This window comes from Micromonospora sp. WMMD708 (assembly GCF_049315245.1).
Taxonomy (GTDB): domain Bacteria; phylum Actinomycetota; class Actinomycetes; order Mycobacteriales; family Micromonosporaceae; genus Micromonospora; species Micromonospora wenchangensis.
In genome coordinates, this window is the sequence record NZ_CP186060.1 from 5258515 (window position 1) to 5275041 (window position 16527).

The window sequence follows — 16527 nt, forward strand, 5'->3', positions numbered from 1 at the left end:
TGGACCCACCGCTGCCGGCCCGCGGCTCGGCAGCGAGGTGACCGCCACCCGCCTTCTGGTGGTACGAGAGCGAGGAGTCACCAGCGCTGCCGGCGGACTGGCCGGTGACGGCAGTTGCGGAGGCGTCGGGTCGCGTTCCGTCCTGTCACCGCTCGGCACATCCATCCGAAGCTCCCTGCTCTGAGACTGCCGCTGACCTACCGGCGCGCCCTGGAAAGGCGGCTCGGTACACCCACCCTCGCCCGGGGCAGGGCATGCACGGAATGTCCTGTCGGTGCACCGCCGGTGCACCTGCGGTAACCCCAGGTGCCGCTACGATCACCAGGCAGGAGACGGTCCCTGTCGGGAGGACGTGCGATGGCTCCGATCACGACCTGGACCGGCCGGGATGCCACCGCCCTACGCCAGGCGGCGCGGATGAGCGTCACCGCCTTTGCCGAGCACCTGGGCGCGGCCCGCCGGACGGTGGCCAAGTGGAGCAGCCAGGGCGACAACGTCATTCCCCGCGCCGATATGCAGGCCGCGCTGGACACCGTGCTGGCCCGAGCCACCCCCGACGTCCGCGAACGCTTCGCAGCCCTGCGGGCGACGGGCACCAACGGTGCAGCCGCGAGCACCACGCCACCGCACCCCGGCCCGGATACCGATACTGGTCAGGACAGCCACCACGGTTCGGACTCGGATGGTGACGTGCAACGGCGAGACTTCCTGCGCAGCGCTGCGGTCAGCGTCGCCGCTGCCCCCGGCGTCGCGCCGGTGCTCGACGCGCTCGTCTCGCCCCGGCAACAACCCGCCACAGTGCTGTCCGTGCAGCAGCTTGTCCGCAAGGTGGCCGCCGTCAAACGCGACTACCAGGCATGCCGATACGAACGGGTCCTCGACCGGCTCGGCACGCTGTTACCCGCTCTCGAACCCGCCAGGACGGACGCGCAGGGCACACAGCGAAGGCAGGTCGACGTCCTGGCCGCCGAGCTGTACCACGTCGTCGGTAGCGTCCTACTCAAGCTGGGCGACCGTGGGATGGCCCTGGTCGCCGCAGAGCGGAGCACCCGAGCCGCCGCAACGAGCCAGGACCCGGTCGCCATCGCCGCGAGCGCACGGATCATGACCCACGCCCTGATGAGCAACCACCACGACGAGCAGGCCGTGACCCTCGCCGCATCCGCAGCCGGCCTACTCGACCGGGACACCCGCCTCGCGTCGACCGACGCGGTCGCCGTGTACGGCGCCCTCGTCCTACGCGGGGCCGTCGCCGCAGCCCGCCGCGACGACCGGGACACCGCACACACGATGCTCGACGAGGCCACCCGCGCCGCGACCCGACTCGGCTACGACGGCAACGACCGATGGACCGGCTTCGGCGCCACCAATGTCCTGCTGCACCGGGTCAACATCGCACTCACCCTCGGCGACGCCGGCACCGCCATCACTATCGCCCGCACCATCCCCCTCGGCAAGGTGACTCTCGCCGAACGCAAAGCCACCCTCCACGTCGACGTGGCCCGCGCCTACACCCAGTGGGGACGCCACGAACAGGGCCTCAACGCCCTCCGCACCGCGTATGAGGTAGCACCCGAAGAGATCCGCTGCCGCCCGGCGGTCCACCGCCTCGCCAACGACCTCGCCCACCTCGCCACCGGCCCGGTACGCGCCGCAGTCGTCGACTTCACCCGGACCGCCGGGATCCCCCGGTGACCGCAGGGCACCTCCAGATCGTCGTCTGCGCCGCCGGTCCCGCACCCGACGTCACCACCCTGATCAACACCGCACACCAACGGTCCTGGACCACGGCGGTCACCGCCACGCCCCACGCGACCAGCTTCCTCGACATCGCAGCCGTCGAAGAACTGACCGGGGCACCCGTGCGATCTGATTACCGGGCATCCCCGGGCGTCCGCCGCTCGCTACCCGCCGCCGACGCACTGGTCGTCGCACCCGCGACCTACAACTCGATCAACAAGATCGCCCTCGGCCTCGCCGACAACTACGCCATGACCACCATCGCCGAACTCATCGGACGACACGTACCCACCGTCATCGTCCCCTTCGTCAACACCGCCCTCGCCGCCCGACACCCCTACCGCCGCGCCGTGACCAACCTCCGCGACGAAGGCGTACACATCCTCCTCGGACCCGACCACGACTGGGAACCACACCCACCCGGCACCGGCAACGACCGACGGCTCACCTTCCCCTGGACCAAGGCATTCGAGATCGCAGCCCGGCATGCCGCCTGACCGCTTCGACCTGGGCACGTCCGGGACCGGCGCCAGCCCTCCCGCGCAGAGCGTGTGACAGTCGGGGGCGTGACCTTCCCACTGGAAACACTGTCCGACGCCGTGCTGGCCCGAGCCCAGACGTGGACGCGGCTGGGCATGACATGGCACACCCGACCGATCGAGCCGAACCACGGCAACCCGATCGTCATCAGTGAGGCCGAGTCCCCGTCATGGCTCGCCGCGATAACGATCTGGAGCACCGGCGAGGCCGAACTAGAGACAGTCCGCGTGGCCGACGAACGGATCGTCAACAAGCACTACGACCTGACCACCCCCGACGACCTCGAACTACTACTCGACGAACTCGTCGCCCTCCTCATCGACGACTGCATCCCCGCAGCAGCAGTCGTTGCCCACCACCCACCGGAACCAGTCTGAAACCAGCAATCGAAAACACCCGCCGGCCGGAGCGCCAGGTGCACCGATGTAGGCCCCGGTCCACGCGGGCACGGAATGGTCCAACGGCTCCTGAGCACCCACCGAGACACCGAACCACGAACAGCAACGCCAAAAGGCTCTGACCCAGGGTGAAACCCCAGGTCAGAGCCTTTTTGGTGGTGCGCCGCCAGGGACTCGAACCCCGAACCCGCAGATTAAGAGGTTGATCTTGGTCGAGTCGTCTGGTCCCACGGGGTCGCGTGAGTCCATCTGTTCGCGGTCAGGCCCCAGTTTCAGCGGGACGGCGTCCAACCCAGTCCCTCGTGTGCCGGCCCCGTCCATCGCGCCTGAGCACCCACAGAGCGCCCGCCGAGACGCAACACGGATGATGGCTTTCTCGACCGCATCGCTGAGGTTCCTCGGCAGGTACCACCGGTCGGTGACCTGAATCGCGTCAGGCACGCTCTCTCTTCCACGACCCGGTGGGCCTCGGGTCACCCGTCATGGTGCGAAAGGCCTCGGTCCGGCGATGCCGGCCTGTCGTACAGGTCCTCATGGTCAGCAGCGCCCACGCCGCAGTGGCGCCGTCGGTCATGTCGCCGTATGCAGTCCGCCGCCACCGCACGGTCCGTGGATCGTAAGTAGAGTCTGTGAATGGCACGTGGCAGGGGTAGCCCGGTGGAATCGCTTAGTGCGGCCAGTGCTGACATCAAGCAGCTGTTGACCAGCATCTTCTTCGGCTTCGCAATCAACATCCTCACCGCGGAGACGGGCAACTGGTGGGGCCCGCTGCAGCCGCTGACCCGCTGGCCATGGATCTGGGTTCCCGCTTCTGCGCTGTTCTGGGTCGGCTGGACCTGGCTCGACCACCACCGATCGGCACGGACCTGGGCCAGTAGCGAGAACCCGTATCCCGGCCTCGCGCCCTTCGACAGCGCGCATGCCGGCGTCTTCTACGGCAGAGACGCGGAGATCGGCAAGATCACCACCCGGATCCATCGCTCGGCAGTCACGCCGGCCGGTCGTTTCCTCGTGCTGGTCGGGCCGTCCGGTTCTGGCAAGTCGTCGATCGTGCGCGCGGGTGTCCTGCCCGCACTGGGCAAGGGCTGGCGGGTGCTGGGCCCGATGCGACCGGGCGCAGACCCATTCCTGGCCCTGGCGCAGGCCGTCGCGCCGGACGATGACGTGTGCACGGCGGGCCGGCTCCGCGACAGGCACCCCGGCCCTGTCCTGAGGCTGGTAGGAAGTGGGCAGGCGGTACTTGTCGTCGATCAACTGGAGGATCTGTTCACGCTCTCCTCACCGGAGGACCGCGGCGCTTTCGTCGCGTTGCTACAGGCCGCGCTGACCGGCCATCCCTCGTTGTCCGTCCTGGCCACGATGCGGCCCGAGTATCTAGCCCAGGCCGCGCGCCTCCAGCAGTCGCTTTTCTCGCAGCCGATTCCTATCGGGCCGCTGGACACTGGGCATGTCCGCGAGGCGATCGAGCAGCCGGCCCATGCTGCGGGAGTCGCCTTCGAACCGGGTCTGGTCGACGCGATGGTCGCCGAGGCCACGATGGGCGACGCGATGCCGTTGCTGGCTCTGGTGCTGCGGAGGCTTTACGACGCTGCAGACCGTGGAGTGGTGACCCTGGCTTCCTACGACCATCTGGGGAGGGTCTCCGGGGCGATCGCTGACCAGGCGGACGAGGTGTACCGGCTCGCCGGGCAGAACACCGCGGTCGACGCTACGCTGCTGCGCTTCGTCGGCTACGAGAACGGCGAGCCGATCCGGCGCCGGGTGCCACGCTCGGTGCTCGACCCGGTGAGCATGGCCGTGGTGGAGGAGTTCCGGAACGCCCGCCTCATCGTCGATGTTCAGGACGGACAGGCGTTCGAGTTGGCCCACGACGCGATCTTCCGGCGGTGGTCCGTCATGTCCCGGCTGATCGACGAGAACAGGGAACGGCTACGCCGGCTGACTCTGCTCGAGCAGCGCGCGGTCGATTGGGCGGTCTCCGCCAGCGCGGACGAGCTGCTGCGGGGCGCAGCGCTCCGGCAGGCTGTCGCCGACCTGTCGGAGGGCATCACGTCGGGGACGATCACCGCCTACCTCGATGCCTCGGTCGCGGCTGCGGAGAAGGAGCAGTCGCGGATTGCTGACGGGATAGCTGCAAGCGCACGGCGTCTTCGACACCAGGATCCCGAGCTGGCTCTCGCCTTGGCCGCGACGGCGGTGGAGGAGTTCCACCGGTCACCCGCGGCCGGAATGACGCTCTGGGCGCTGACCGGCCAGGCCAGCAGGAGCTTCTTCGTCGCAGGTCACTCCAGCCCGGTCCTCTCGGTATCGTGGTCCCCGGACGGGGGCATGACCACGCTCGACAAGGTAGGCCTGGTGTGCACCTGGAACTCGGCCGGCGAGCTGGCAGCCAGCGAGTGGCTGACCAGCGAGCCCTTCCGTCGTGACCGTGCGAACCGCGACATCTCACAGTTCTACAAACGCCATATGAGCCCGGATGGTCGGCATGCGTTGGTCACCTCTTTCGACGAACGCGCCCACGTCGAACTGTGGGATATACGGTGCCGGCACCGACTGTGGCGCTTCGCTCCGGAGGGCAGGGCGCGTCGTGCTTGGTTCTGTTGGATTGGTAACGAGCGCTTCGCGTGTTCTGTCGGCCTGAATCAGCTTGAGGTCCTGGAGTTGCGGGACGGCACACCACACTCGCTCCACACGCTTGACGTGGCAAGCGGATGTGTCCTGGCAGGTACGGCGGACGGCACGATGTTGGCCGCCGCCGACAGCCACCGGCTCGGCATCTGGAGGCTCGACTCTTCCGGCCCGGCCGTCTGCCACAGCGATACCGCGATCGAGGAGGTGCTAGCCGTCACATGGTCACCGGCAAGTGACCGGCTCGCCGTACTCGGCACGCAGTACGTCGGCGATACCGACGACCTTGTGGAAGTTCACCAGCTTGTGGAGATCCACAATCCGACCGGCGGTGAACCCATCCGGTGGGAATCGCCGGATTGCTTCGGAATCTCCTGGTCCCCTGACGGACGGCTACTGGCGCAGATCACCCCGACGGAAGTGGTCATCAGCTCTCCCGAGGATGGCACGACTGACCATCGGATACGGCATGCGGGAAGCGCTGAGACCGTGCATTGGTCTCCCTGCGGGAGCCGCATCATGGTCGGACGCTCGGACGGCGCCATCGCGATGTACCACCGAGACCAGCGCGAGTGGGAGGTCCGGCCGTCGGGTTGGCTGACTACGATGGACTATCACCCAACCGACCGGAACACGGTGGTCGTGGCAGCACATGGTGTTCCGCGCATCGTGGCCCCCTACCCACCGCATAAGGCGCTTGAAAGGTTCAACCGTCCCTCAGCAGTGGCGTGGTCTCCGGAAGGCGAGCTGATTGCCTGCATAGACGGTTCCGATTTGTGCTTCTGGGACCCGGCCACAGGCCGAATCGTCAGTGCTGTTCATCTGCCCGAGGCAGTGAGCGGCCCGGCGTTGAGCTGGTCCCCCTCAGGCGACATGATCGCCCTCCGTTACCACCCGGACTCGATTCTTAACCCCTCGATGAAGCAAAGCTTGATCGTTTGGGATGTGGCTTCTCGGACCACCGTGTCGTCATCGAAGCTGGGGTCTTTCGAACAGCCAATCGCATGGCGACCAGGACACCCGGCACTCGCCGTAGCCAGCGGTTCAAACGTGCAGCTGGGCTCGTGGTGTTGGAAAGCCGCGGACGGCGTCATCAGCGCCCTTGCCTGGTCATCGGACGGCTCTCGGCTGGCAGTGTCATCGAACCTCGCGCTCTGGTTATGGAACGTCGACAACGCCACCGAGATCGCGCGCTGCGACCTACCCACCAAGCACCTCTGCTGGTCGCCTGACAACGGCATCTTTGCCGCAGTGTCGGAGCAACGAGAAATCTATCTCTGGGACGGCATGTCCGGCCGCGAACTCGCGATCCTCCAGACGGAACGGCGGGACGATATCGCGGACTTCTCCTGGCCCGCCCGGCTCACCATGACGTTCCAGCACGGCGAGGTTCTCTCCTGGGAGGTCCCGCAGCACGACCAGCCGGTGATCGTGCCGCCCGGTCTCCGCGCGTTGACCGATGCGGAGCGCCAGCGTTACGACGTGCCCTCCGGCACCAGTGCCCCGGCAAGGTCATGATGGTGTCAGGCTTGGGCGGCTTTACGTAGAGCCGCCGCCGTCTGGGGAAGCAAGACGAGCATGACCGGCTCAGAAGATCATCAAGTTTCTGTACATCATCTAGCCACGGATCACGGTCGACCCCGGGCCATGCTGGCGCAGAAGCACTCACACGGACCCGGGCCCACTCTCACTCGCCGATCGGCGGGGTCACGCGTACCTGAACGTCCTACAACGACGGTCGGTCGATCCATGTCTCGGCACATGAACGGCACCTAGAGTGTTGCGGTGCTGACCCTCGGCGTCGACCTCGCAGCGGCGGACAAGCGTACGGCGATGGCGACCATCGAATGGCTGTCGGACGGCGCAGTGGTGCGAAATCTGGTCCTCGACGTCGGTGACGCCCAGATCGTGAAGGCCAGCCAGAACGCGGACAAGGTCGGGCTGGACTGCCCGCTCGGCTGGCCGGAATCCTTCGTCGCGCTCGTCACGGCCCACCGGTCCGGCCACGTCTCCGTCGCCGACGGCGATGCCGCACGGTGGCGGCGTCGCCTGGCCTACCGGTTGACCGACGAGGTGGTACGCGAGACGACCGGCATCATTCCGCTCAGCGTGGCCGCGGACCGGATCGCCCATGCCGCTTTCCGGTGCGCCGGGCTGTTGGCGATGCTGGCCGCCGCCGGACACGACGTCGACCGGTGCGGCGACGGCAGAATCGTCGAGGTGTACCCGGCCGCGGCCCTGTGCCGCTGGGGACTGACGTACCGCGGTTACAAGGGACGGGGCCAGAAGACGCAGCATGCCGACCTCGTGACCGCGCTCTGCGCGGCCGCACCCTGGCTCAAGCTGGGCGCTTCCGAAACGCTGTGTCGCCGCAGCCACGACGCCTTCGACGCGGTCGTCGCGGCCCTCAACGCACGTGCCACCGCGACAGGCAGGGCGACCCGGCCCGACGACGAGCAGCGGCAGGTCACAGGGGCCGAGGGCTGGATCGCCCTGCCCACGGGGCCGCTCAGCGACCTTGTCGACGTCACCGAAGCCGGCGGGAGGCGCTCATGACCTCATGGCTGAGTTGGCTGGACACGTCTCGCGAGGATCAGCAACGCATGCGCGAGTTGCTCAAGCTCTTCAGCGACACGGAGAGCCGGGACGAACTGGGCGTCGGCCAGGTCCGCGACGCGTTCAGCGACCTGCTGTTTCCCGGCACGTCGGTCCTGCAGAACCGGGCACGTTACCTGTTGATCGTGCCCTGCTGCTACCAGGAGGCGCAGAAACGTGGGCTACGTGGTGACCGCCTCGCCGCGCGGGTCGACCGCAACGAGCGGAAGGTGATCGCCGCGCTGCTGCGCGGAGAAGACACGGAGGGCATGATCGGCAGGCGCGCCGGAGTCGGGGTCCGCACCCTGCCCTCGAACATCTACGCCGTTGCTGCACAAGCGGATCATCGACAGATCGACTCCGGCTCGGCCAGTGCCACCGGGTCGTCCCACGCGCATCACCATCCGACCCAGGATGAAGGGCGGGATCGAGCAGTTGCGCCAGCAGAGTGCCAGGCATCGCGTTCCCTGGCTCGGAACGTGCTGCGCTTCGGCCGCCTGACCACAAGCGCGGACCAGGAGACCGACAATCGGCCGCTCGGCCCATAGGACTGCGCCATGGGATCGATAACAATGAGGTCCGTCTTGGGGAGGTCATAGATGGTTGGGCTGTTCGACGGGTTCGAAGGCTATCGAGTGGTAAGCGAGGCCGAGTCGCGCCAGGCGTTGACCACCGCGCTAGTCGCGGTAGACGCAAACGTACTTCTCAACCTCTACCGCTACAACGCTCGGACGACGGCGGACCTGTTGACGATCTTCGAGAAGCTCGGTGACCGTCTCGTCGTTCCGTACCAGGCAATGCGCGAGTTCCACCGCAATCGGCTTCGGGCCATCGGCAATCCTGAACAAGCAACGGGAGAAGCGCGCGCCGCCTTGGAGAAGAGCCGGGCAACGGCAGCGCGGGCTCTCGAGACCTGGTCGAAGCACCTGGCCATCGACGACGCCGAACTGCAACGTTTGCATCTTGACATCGACGGCGTATTCCAACGCCTGCGAGACGCGATCGACCGAGCCACGCCCGACCGCGTTCACCCCTCCACACCGGCCGACGCGGACCCGGTACTGAGCAGACTCTCCGAGCTCTTGTCCGGCAGGGTCCTCCCACGCCCCGAGGACAAGGTCTGGGATGCCCTGATCGCCGAGGGCAATCAGCGCGTCGACGAACTCATTCCTCCAGGCTATCTAGACGCAGAAAAGGGCGACCAGTATCCAGAGGGCGCTGCCGGCGACTTCCTCGTCTACCGACAGGCATGCCACGAGGCGAAAGCGCGGGACATGGACCTCATCATCGTCACGAACGACGAGAAGGAGGACTGGTGGTGGCGCCGTGGACCAGACATGATCGGCCCGCGACAGGAGATGACGAAAGAGTTCTTCGACAGCACGGGCCACCGCCTGTTCCTGATGCGGGCCAGTGACCTGCTGAACCGATCTCAGGCTCTCGATGTCGAGGTCAATCCCGAGTCCGCCAGAGACGCCGACGTCAACCGTGCAGACATCAATGAGCCTGGCAAGTGGACGGCTGAAGCGGTGGACATGCTGCTTCAGAAGCTACGCGGCGAAGGACGAAGCGACCTGGCCGACGTGATCACTGCCGCCGCGTCCGCAGGCGGCACCATCAGTCGCGAAGACATCTATACCCTCTGCGGCTACCGCGAGGATCGCATGCTGCGCGGGATCACCCGCCCAACCACCCGGATCACCGGCGACCTGCAGGCCGCGAGGATCCTGCCGCCCTCCGTCACACCGATGATGAAGCCGGTTTACATCGACGCAGGTGCCTTGAGTGCCATCCGAATCCCGTCGGAGGTCGTGGACATCCTCGATCCGAACTCAACACCGCCCAGCCCAGGGCTGGATACAGAAGCGGCCGGCAAGTACCAACCCCTTGCTGACTATCTGGCGGCGCTGGACAGCGAGTCGACATCGATGACTTTCGGTGAGATCGAAGACATCCTCGGCGACACACTCGCACCCTCTGCCCGCAAGCACCTCCCCTACTGGTACTCCCCGCAAAACTCACTGGGCAAAGCGGTAGCATCGGCGGGATTCAAGGCTCGCGGTGTACGGATCGAGACTGAAACGGTCGAGTTCGTCCGGCGCTCCTAGGCCAATCGACCTGAGATGGCCGACCGCCGCGACGGAACGTCTGCGACGGCCTTGCAAGTCCGAGTGACGCGGGCGGCGATAGTTGCTGTCGCCGCCTGTGACTCCGCGAAGTCCAGCCGCGTCCACAAGGGCTAGCGGCCCCTACGAATCTGTCAACACCGGCCACCCTGCAATGGAGCCGAAATACTTCGGAATACGGTTTGGTAGACCGGGCATCCCCACTGCCACTCCGCGCACTCGCGGACTGGCCCGATGGGGCAGGCACGCGACATGACACCCAAAGCCAGGGTGCGACATTGGTCGATCGTGGCTGGCTCGAACGACTTTCGTCGCACCAGGTGCACCGGTCTTCTGCAGGCCGGGCGGTACCATACGACCTGCCGGTTCACCTCCGCCAACGCTACGCAGAACAGTTCATGCGACGGCCGTGGACACCGGGACGGAACTAGGCACGTTAGCCGAGAAAGGCCGAGATTTGGCACCCCGTCGTGTTGGTCGGATCGACGCTTTGACGGTTTCTACATGCTGGACGATCGCTGCGCCCACTGCTTCAGCCAGCTTCGGCGGCACCGCATTGCCGATGAGCCGCCCAAGAGGAGCGAACTGCACCGGCTTTCCGGGAGCGACGAACTCGTAGTCAGGCGGGAAACTCTGAAGGATCGCGGCTTCGCGCAGTGAGACGGCCCGGTCCTGTTCAGGATGGCCGAAGCGACCGGCTCCGAAGTTGTAGGACAGTGTCGTGATGGTGGGTGACGGCTCGTTCCACACCATGCGGGCATAGACGTTGCGGAAGGTGGATCCTGACGACCTACGATGACAGGGTGCGCGGAGCTCTTCCTGCCAGTCCTCCCAGGTGCCGCCTGGTTTCGAACTCTTGATTCTCTCCAGGTTGATCGGAGTCAGGCTACGGCTCTTGTGGAGACGATCAGCAGGGTCGGTCTCACCATGCCGAAGGGGTGGAAGATCGCCGATGGCTTGTTCGACGGTAGGGTAGTCGGCTACCCCGACTCCACCCTTGGGTACGCGGATCTCGCCGAGGAGAGAGGCGACGAGAACCATACGCCGTCGCTGTTGGGGCACTCCGTAGGCCGGGCAGTAGCAAGACTCGTACCGCACCCGGTAGCCGAGTTCCTCGAGCTTGGCGACGAATGTCTGGAAGATCGGAGTGCTGCCGATGCGGGGAACGTTCTCCATGGTGACGATCTCGGGCATGGCACCCTGGACCAGACGACTGACTTCGTCGATCAATGGCCACTGTGCTTCCTGCGACGTGTCGGTGCCGCGGCGGTACGAGGAGAACGGCTGGCAGGGTGCACATCCAGCCAGCACACGGATCGCCCCTTTCGGCCACATCGCGCTGAGTTCATCGGCGTCCAGGTCGCGTACGTCCTTCTTGCGGAAGGGGGCGCGGACATTGGCCTGATAGGGATACTCGCAGGCCGGATCGATGTCGAAACCTGCAGCGATACCGACACCAGCCTTCTTGAGCCCGTACGACAGGCCCCCCACGCCGCAGAACAGGTCGACTGCAGAGATCTTGACGGTACGCGGGGCCATGCCAGCGACTGTAGTGGGTCGACGAGCACCGGCACCGACTGGCTTCGAGGGTCGTACTTTCGACCCCGGTTCGGCGGCGGATGGTCGGATCACGGACAGCTACACGACAGGGATGGCTCCGGAGTGCTGGTCGACTGATAGGAATGCTCGCATCTGATCCCGACCGATGCCAGGGCGCCACCGTCACGATCGGAGGGTCGAGACCCCGCCGTAGCTAGAACGCATGTTCGATTCGCCTGCTTTGTCACACTCCGGCTCTACGCTCGGATCCTCGTAGAGGGGGAGGGATTCATGGCTACGGCCACACGGTCTTCCACCAGCTTTCCGCCAGCCCTGGTCGACGAGTTGCGAGAGATCGTCGATCGCCACGACAGGAACCGGGTGCAGTCCCTGGTCACGGCGTTCGTCGCTCGCCATCGCCTGACTCACGGAGATGTCGATGACCTGCTGATGGTATTGACCAGGCAGCGAGCGTCGGGTTACCAGGCGGTTTTGTCGAGCGGTTCCGTGGTCCAGCCTTCCATGTCGCCCGACCTCGCACCCGCGGAGGTGGCCGGAAGCCACGTGGCTGGAGGTGAACCGCACGAGTTCTCGACTGCAAGTGGGGCGGCCCCGGGGCAGTCGCCGGACGAGGCGACGGCTGACGACGGCCCGGACTGGCTGTTCGGTGATGCTCCCGAGCAGCCAGTCTCGTCGGCATCCGACGGGGCGGTGGGGGTGGCGTTCGAGGATCTACTCGGTGACTGGTCTCGCACCGGGGGGAAGCTGACGCGCGCCGAGGTCGCCTTGGTCGCGACACGACGGGCACTGTCCGCAGGACAACACGGCGAACTGCTGCGTCTGCTGGAGGAAGCCGGCGTCGAGTTGCCCGCTGCCGCCGACACGCGTCCTGCCAGATCCGCCGTGAAGGGCTACGAACTGCACGGGGACACGATCCGCCAGTATTTGGGGACCATCGGCCGGTACCGGCTGATCGGTGCCGAGCGTGAGGTGGAACTGTGGTCGCTGATGAAGCAGGGCGAGTCGGCACGACGCACACTCGAAGTCGGGTGGGGCGAACTGTCGCGCGCGGAGCGGCGAGCCTTGCGTCACCGGATCGAGGAAGGCCGTGAAGCGCACGCCGAGCTGGTGTGTGCGAATCTGCGGCTCGTGGTGTCGATCGCGAAAGCCAAGCAGTACGACGGCAGGGGTCTCGAGTTCGCCGACCGGATCCAGGAGGGCAACCTGGGACTGATGCACGCGGCCCACCTCTTCGACGGCTCCAAGGGATACAAGTTCTCGACCTATGCGACCTGGTGGATAAGGCAGCACATAGAACGCGGCATCGCCAACCACGGCCGCACGGTCCGCATACCCGTCCATTTCATGGAGCAGATGCGGAAGGTCGACAAGGCCGTCCGCACACTCACGGCACGACTCGATCGGGCACCCACACTGTCGGAACTCGCCGACGAGACGGGACTGGATCCCGGCAAGGTGCAGGCGACGTTGGACCACTCACGTCCAGAGGTCAGTCTCGACGATCTACTCGGTGACGAGGGCGACCTACGTCGGTCGGACCTCCTCGTCGCCGAGCAGGAGCGTGACGGCCGCACGGACCCGGCGGAGATCGTCTGCCATGCGATGTTCCATGCGGACGTCGAGTACACCCTGCGGCAGGCGCTGCCGGAGCGAGCCGTGTGCGTGCTTAGACGACGGTTCGGCCTCGGCACCTACGAGCAGGAAACCCTCGACGAGATCGGAGCCCACTACGGTGTCACCCGCGAGCGGATCCGACAGATTCAGGCGAAGGCGTTGAAGACGCTTCGGGAGCACCCGGCCGCGGCGGCGCTGCGCGTGTACGTGACCGAGGCACCCCTGGCCGTGGTTTCCCGGAGTGGTGACGAGGAGAAGACGTGACGAGCTACGGCAAGGGTCAGCCGCTGGCGGAGGCGTGCGACCGATTCGTCACTTGGCTGGATGGTCGGGTGGTGGCGGCTGGCCGGGGTGACGGTCTGGAACGGTTGGAGGTAGCGCCCTCCGGAACGTTCTGGCTCGGCCGATTGGCCTGCGAGGACGAGGTTCGCAAGGGTGTGGGCGACGACCGGTCGGAGCGCCTGGACCCGTGCGCGATCGGTGTCCGGTTCCGTCCGGAGGGGCCGGCACCGTGGTCGGCGACGGTGACGGTACGGGCTCGGGCGTGGGTGAAGGATCCCAAGGACGGTCCCGATCCCGAGCGCCGGTGGTGGAGGAGCGGTCTGGTCGAGGAGAAGGTCCCGCTCGTCGTCGACGCGGCCGGGGGGACCTTCGGTGCCAAGCAGTTGGAGGGTGCTTTCGCAGCGGTCGGTGCACCCGGATTGTGCGCAGAGGTACGCGTCGAGGTAGAGGACTGGCACCGCAGGCCCGAACTGGTGGTGCAGCTGGTGAACACCAGCCCGCAGAAGGCCCCGGGGCTGACCGATTCCCATATCTACGAGACGCAGTTGGAGGTGGCGGGGCTCGGCACGGTGCCGTTCGAGCTGGAGGCCCTGCCGGACAGCTTCCGCTACGACCGGCGGGTGCCGGCATACGGCATCAACGTGGGCGTCGAGGTGGTGGCTCCCGGGGTGTTCCGTACCACTGACACGGTCGGTGTGCAGACCTTCCGGCCGGAGTACTGGAACAGCCCTCGTCCCCAGCCCGATCTTTCCTTTGCTCGCCTCGCCGCCGATCCGATCCCGGTCCTCACCGACCTGGTGGACGCACTCGACGAGTACGACCGAACGCACTGGTCCACGGTCGCCTTGGACGAACGCCATCTGGCCGATGGCTGGACGGATGCGATGCGCGCCGAAGCGGACCGGTCGGCTGCCGACGTGTTCGACGAGCTCGCCCGGCTGCGTGCCGGCCTGGAGCTGGTCCGGACGCGCCCGGAGATCCGACGCTCGTTCCAGCTCATGAACGAGGCGATCGGGCTGAGCGCCAAGGGGCGTGGTTACCGTACGTGGCGCGCGTTCCAGGTGGGATTCCTGCTCTCCGCCATCCGGTTCCTCGCCGAGCCGGCTGAGGAGGCCGATCACGTCGACACCGTGTGGTTCGCGACCGGCGGTGGCAAGACCGAGACGTATCTGGGTCTCCTGCTGACCACGGCGTTCTTCGACCGGTTGACCGGGAAGCGTACGGGTGTGACCGCGTGGTCGCGCTTCCCGCTACGCCTGCTGAGCCTGCAGCAGACCCAGCGTTTCGCCGATGCGCTCGCTGGGGCGGAACTGGTCCGCCGGCAACAGGATGATCTCCGGCGTAGCGCTCCGTTCAGTCTCGGCTTCCTCGTCGGTCAGGCCGGCACCCCGAACAAGATCGTTCCCAAGCCGGAGAACGACGAGATCGGACCGGACAGCCCGGGAATGCCGGAGAAGTACCGGGTGCTGCTGCACTGCCCGTTCTGCCGGGACGAACGCCTGAGCATGAAGTTCGACCGTAAGCGATGGAAGCTGGAGCACCACTGCACCAACCAGGCGTGCCCCTGGCAGCGGGGCCCGCTACCGGTCTACGTCGTCGACCAGGAGGTGTTCCGCTTCCTGCCGACGGTGGTCGTCGGCACACTCGACAAGGCGGCGTCGATCGGCCTGCAGCAGGCCATGCGAGGGCTCATCGGTCCGCCGCAGAAGCTCTGCTCCGAGGAATGGCACGGGTTCACCTACTCGACCCGGTCGAAGTCCCCCAACGGCTGCCTCGTTCCCGACTGCCAAGGCACCCTCAAGGCGCTGCCAATGGCCGCGGAGAGGTTCGGTCCGTCGCTTCGCCTGCAGGACGAGCTGCACCTGCTACGCGACAGCCTGGGCGCGGTCGACTCGCACTACGAGAGCCTGTTGGACCATCTGCAGGACAAGCTGTGCGGCACCCGCGCCAAGATCGTCGCTAGTAGTGCGACCCTGACCGGGTACGACCACCAGGTCAGGATCCTGTATCGGCGCAAGGGGCGAGTCTTCCCGCAGCCGGGGCCCCGAGCAGGCGAGTCCTTCTGGACCGCGCCGGTCACCGCCGAACTACGGCGCTTCGTCGCCGTGGCACCGCGTGGCGTCACGCTGGAGCACGTCAGCGACCGGACCTTGGACGCCCTGCAGCGATGCGTCCGGGAGCTGCTGAACGACCCGAAGACCGTGTGTGCGGAAGCCGGGATCGATCCGGGGCACGCGGAGAAGCTGCTGAGCATCTACGGCACCGACGTCGTCTACGGGTCGACTCTCTACGACGTGGAGGCCGCCGGCCGGAGCCTCGGCAGCAACAACACCGTCGACGGCATCAACGTCGAGCAGCTGACCGGTCAGACCGACTTCGACGAGGTCCGCAACATCCTGGAGCGGTTGGAGAAGCCGGAGGACGCGTTCGAGGACCGCATCCACGTGATCGCCGCCAGCTCGATGCTGTCCCACGGTGTCGACGTCGACCGGCTCAACACGATGGTCATGCTGGGTCTTCCGCTGACCACGGCCGAGTTCATCCAGACCACGGCCCGCGTCGGTCGTCGGTACCCGGGTCTGGTGTACGTCCTTCACAAGATCGGTCGTGAGCGTGACGCCCAGACGTTCCGCCACTTCGACAAGTACGTGAGCCAGGGCGACCGGTTCGTCGACGCCATTCCGATCACCCGTCGCAGCAGGCGGGTGCTGGCCCTCACGATGCCCGGTGTGGTGGCGGCGCGGATACTGATGCTCGTGGAGCCGGCCAGCAAGCAGCGGCTGAGCACTCCGGTGAAGCTCCGACAGTACGCTCGCGACGCCGGGCTCACTCCGGCCGACGAAGCGGCGTCGGTCGCAGCGGTCCTCGGGTTCGACGGGCCGGAGGATTCCCTGCACCAGCAGCAGATCGTCGAATGGGTTCAGGAGTGGTTCGCCGACCTTGAGGACCCTGCCAGCAAGGCCAGGTTCATCGGCCAGATCGGCAGCCCGTCTCCGATGACGAGCCTGCGCGACGTCGAAGCCCAGGCCCCGATCCACGACTGA

10 protein-coding genes are annotated in these 16527 nt (G+C 66.6%); 9 read left to right on the forward strand and 1 reads right to left on the reverse strand.

What is annotated here, in order from left to right; genetic code table 11:
- Positions 1 to 357 precede the first annotated feature (357 nt).
- The 7 genes from ACN260_RS23135 (at position 358) to ACN260_RS23165 (ending at position 10009) form a co-directional block, all read left to right on the forward strand.
- Entirely contained in the window at positions 358 to 1695 is a 1338-nt protein-coding gene (locus ACN260_RS23135) for a hypothetical protein (protein WP_422753019.1), read from the forward strand.
- Positions 1692 to 2237, forward strand: a complete 546-nt coding sequence (locus ACN260_RS23140) for a flavoprotein (protein ID WP_422753020.1) — start codon at positions 1692 to 1694, stop codon at positions 2235 to 2237. Before ACN260_RS23135 ends, ACN260_RS23140 begins: the two co-directional genes overlap by 4 nt.
- Before the next feature lie 69 nt (positions 2238 to 2306).
- Positions 2307 to 2657: a hypothetical protein gene (locus ACN260_RS23145; RefSeq protein ID WP_422753021.1), complete on the forward strand. Its 351-nt coding sequence runs from the start codon at positions 2307 to 2309 to the stop codon at positions 2655 to 2657.
- Between the two features lie 720 nt (positions 2658 to 3377).
- Complete coding sequence (locus ACN260_RS23150; protein WP_422753022.1) at positions 3378 to 6824, forward strand: AAA family ATPase; 3447 nt, start codon at positions 3378 to 3380, stop codon at positions 6822 to 6824.
- 267 nt (positions 6825 to 7091) lie between these two features.
- Positions 7092 to 7862: a DUF429 domain-containing protein gene (locus ACN260_RS23155; RefSeq protein ID WP_422753023.1), complete on the forward strand. Its 771-nt coding sequence runs from the start codon at positions 7092 to 7094 to the stop codon at positions 7860 to 7862.
- Positions 7859 to 8449 (forward strand): DUF6361 family protein, encoded by a 591-nt coding sequence (locus ACN260_RS23160; RefSeq protein ID WP_422753024.1) that lies wholly within the window; start codon positions 7859 to 7861, stop codon positions 8447 to 8449. The genes ACN260_RS23155 and ACN260_RS23160 overlap by 4 nt, the downstream gene beginning before the upstream one ends.
- Positions 8450 to 8500: 51 nt before the next feature.
- A complete protein-coding gene (locus ACN260_RS23165; protein WP_422753025.1) occupies positions 8501 to 10009 on the forward strand; it encodes a PIN-like domain-containing protein in 1509 nt (502 codons plus the stop codon).
- Between the two features lie 414 nt (positions 10010 to 10423).
- On the opposite strand, the gene ACN260_RS23170 is transcribed toward ACN260_RS23165, so the two are convergent.
- Complete coding sequence (locus ACN260_RS23170) at positions 10424 to 11566, reverse strand: DNA cytosine methyltransferase (RefSeq protein ID WP_422753026.1); 1143 nt, start codon at positions 11564 to 11566, stop codon at positions 10424 to 10426.
- A gap of 291 nt (positions 11567 to 11857) precedes the next feature.
- Between ACN260_RS23170 and ACN260_RS23175 the strand changes: the two genes are divergently transcribed.
- Together ACN260_RS23175 and ACN260_RS23180 are read left to right on the forward strand one after the other, a co-directional pair.
- A complete protein-coding gene (locus ACN260_RS23175; protein ID WP_422753027.1) occupies positions 11858 to 13465 on the forward strand; it encodes a sigma-70 family RNA polymerase sigma factor in 1608 nt (535 codons plus the stop codon).
- Positions 13462 to 16527 (forward strand): helicase-related protein, encoded by a 3066-nt coding sequence (locus ACN260_RS23180; RefSeq protein WP_422753028.1) that lies wholly within the window; start codon positions 13462 to 13464, stop codon positions 16525 to 16527. The genes ACN260_RS23175 and ACN260_RS23180 overlap by 4 nt, the downstream gene beginning before the upstream one ends.

What these genes read in the sequence shown, in the direction of transcription:
- ACN260_RS23135 (WP_422753019.1), top strand. Translation starts at nt 358, where the DNA reads ATGGCTCCGATCACGACCTGGACCGGCCGGGATGCCACCGCCCTACGC.
- ACN260_RS23160 (WP_422753024.1), top strand. Translation starts at nt 7,859, where the DNA reads ATGACCTCATGGCTGAGTTGGCTGGACACGTCTCGCGAGGATCAGCAA.
- ACN260_RS23165 (WP_422753025.1), top strand. Translation starts at nt 8,501, where the DNA reads ATGGTTGGGCTGTTCGACGGGTTCGAAGGCTATCGAGTGGTAAGCGAG.
- ACN260_RS23170 (WP_422753026.1), bottom strand. Translation starts at nt 11,566, where the DNA reads ATGGCCCCGCGTACCGTCAAGATCTCTGCAGTCGACCTGTTCTGCGGC.
- ACN260_RS23175 (WP_422753027.1), top strand. Translation starts at nt 11,858, where the DNA reads ATGGCTACGGCCACACGGTCTTCCACCAGCTTTCCGCCAGCCCTGGTC.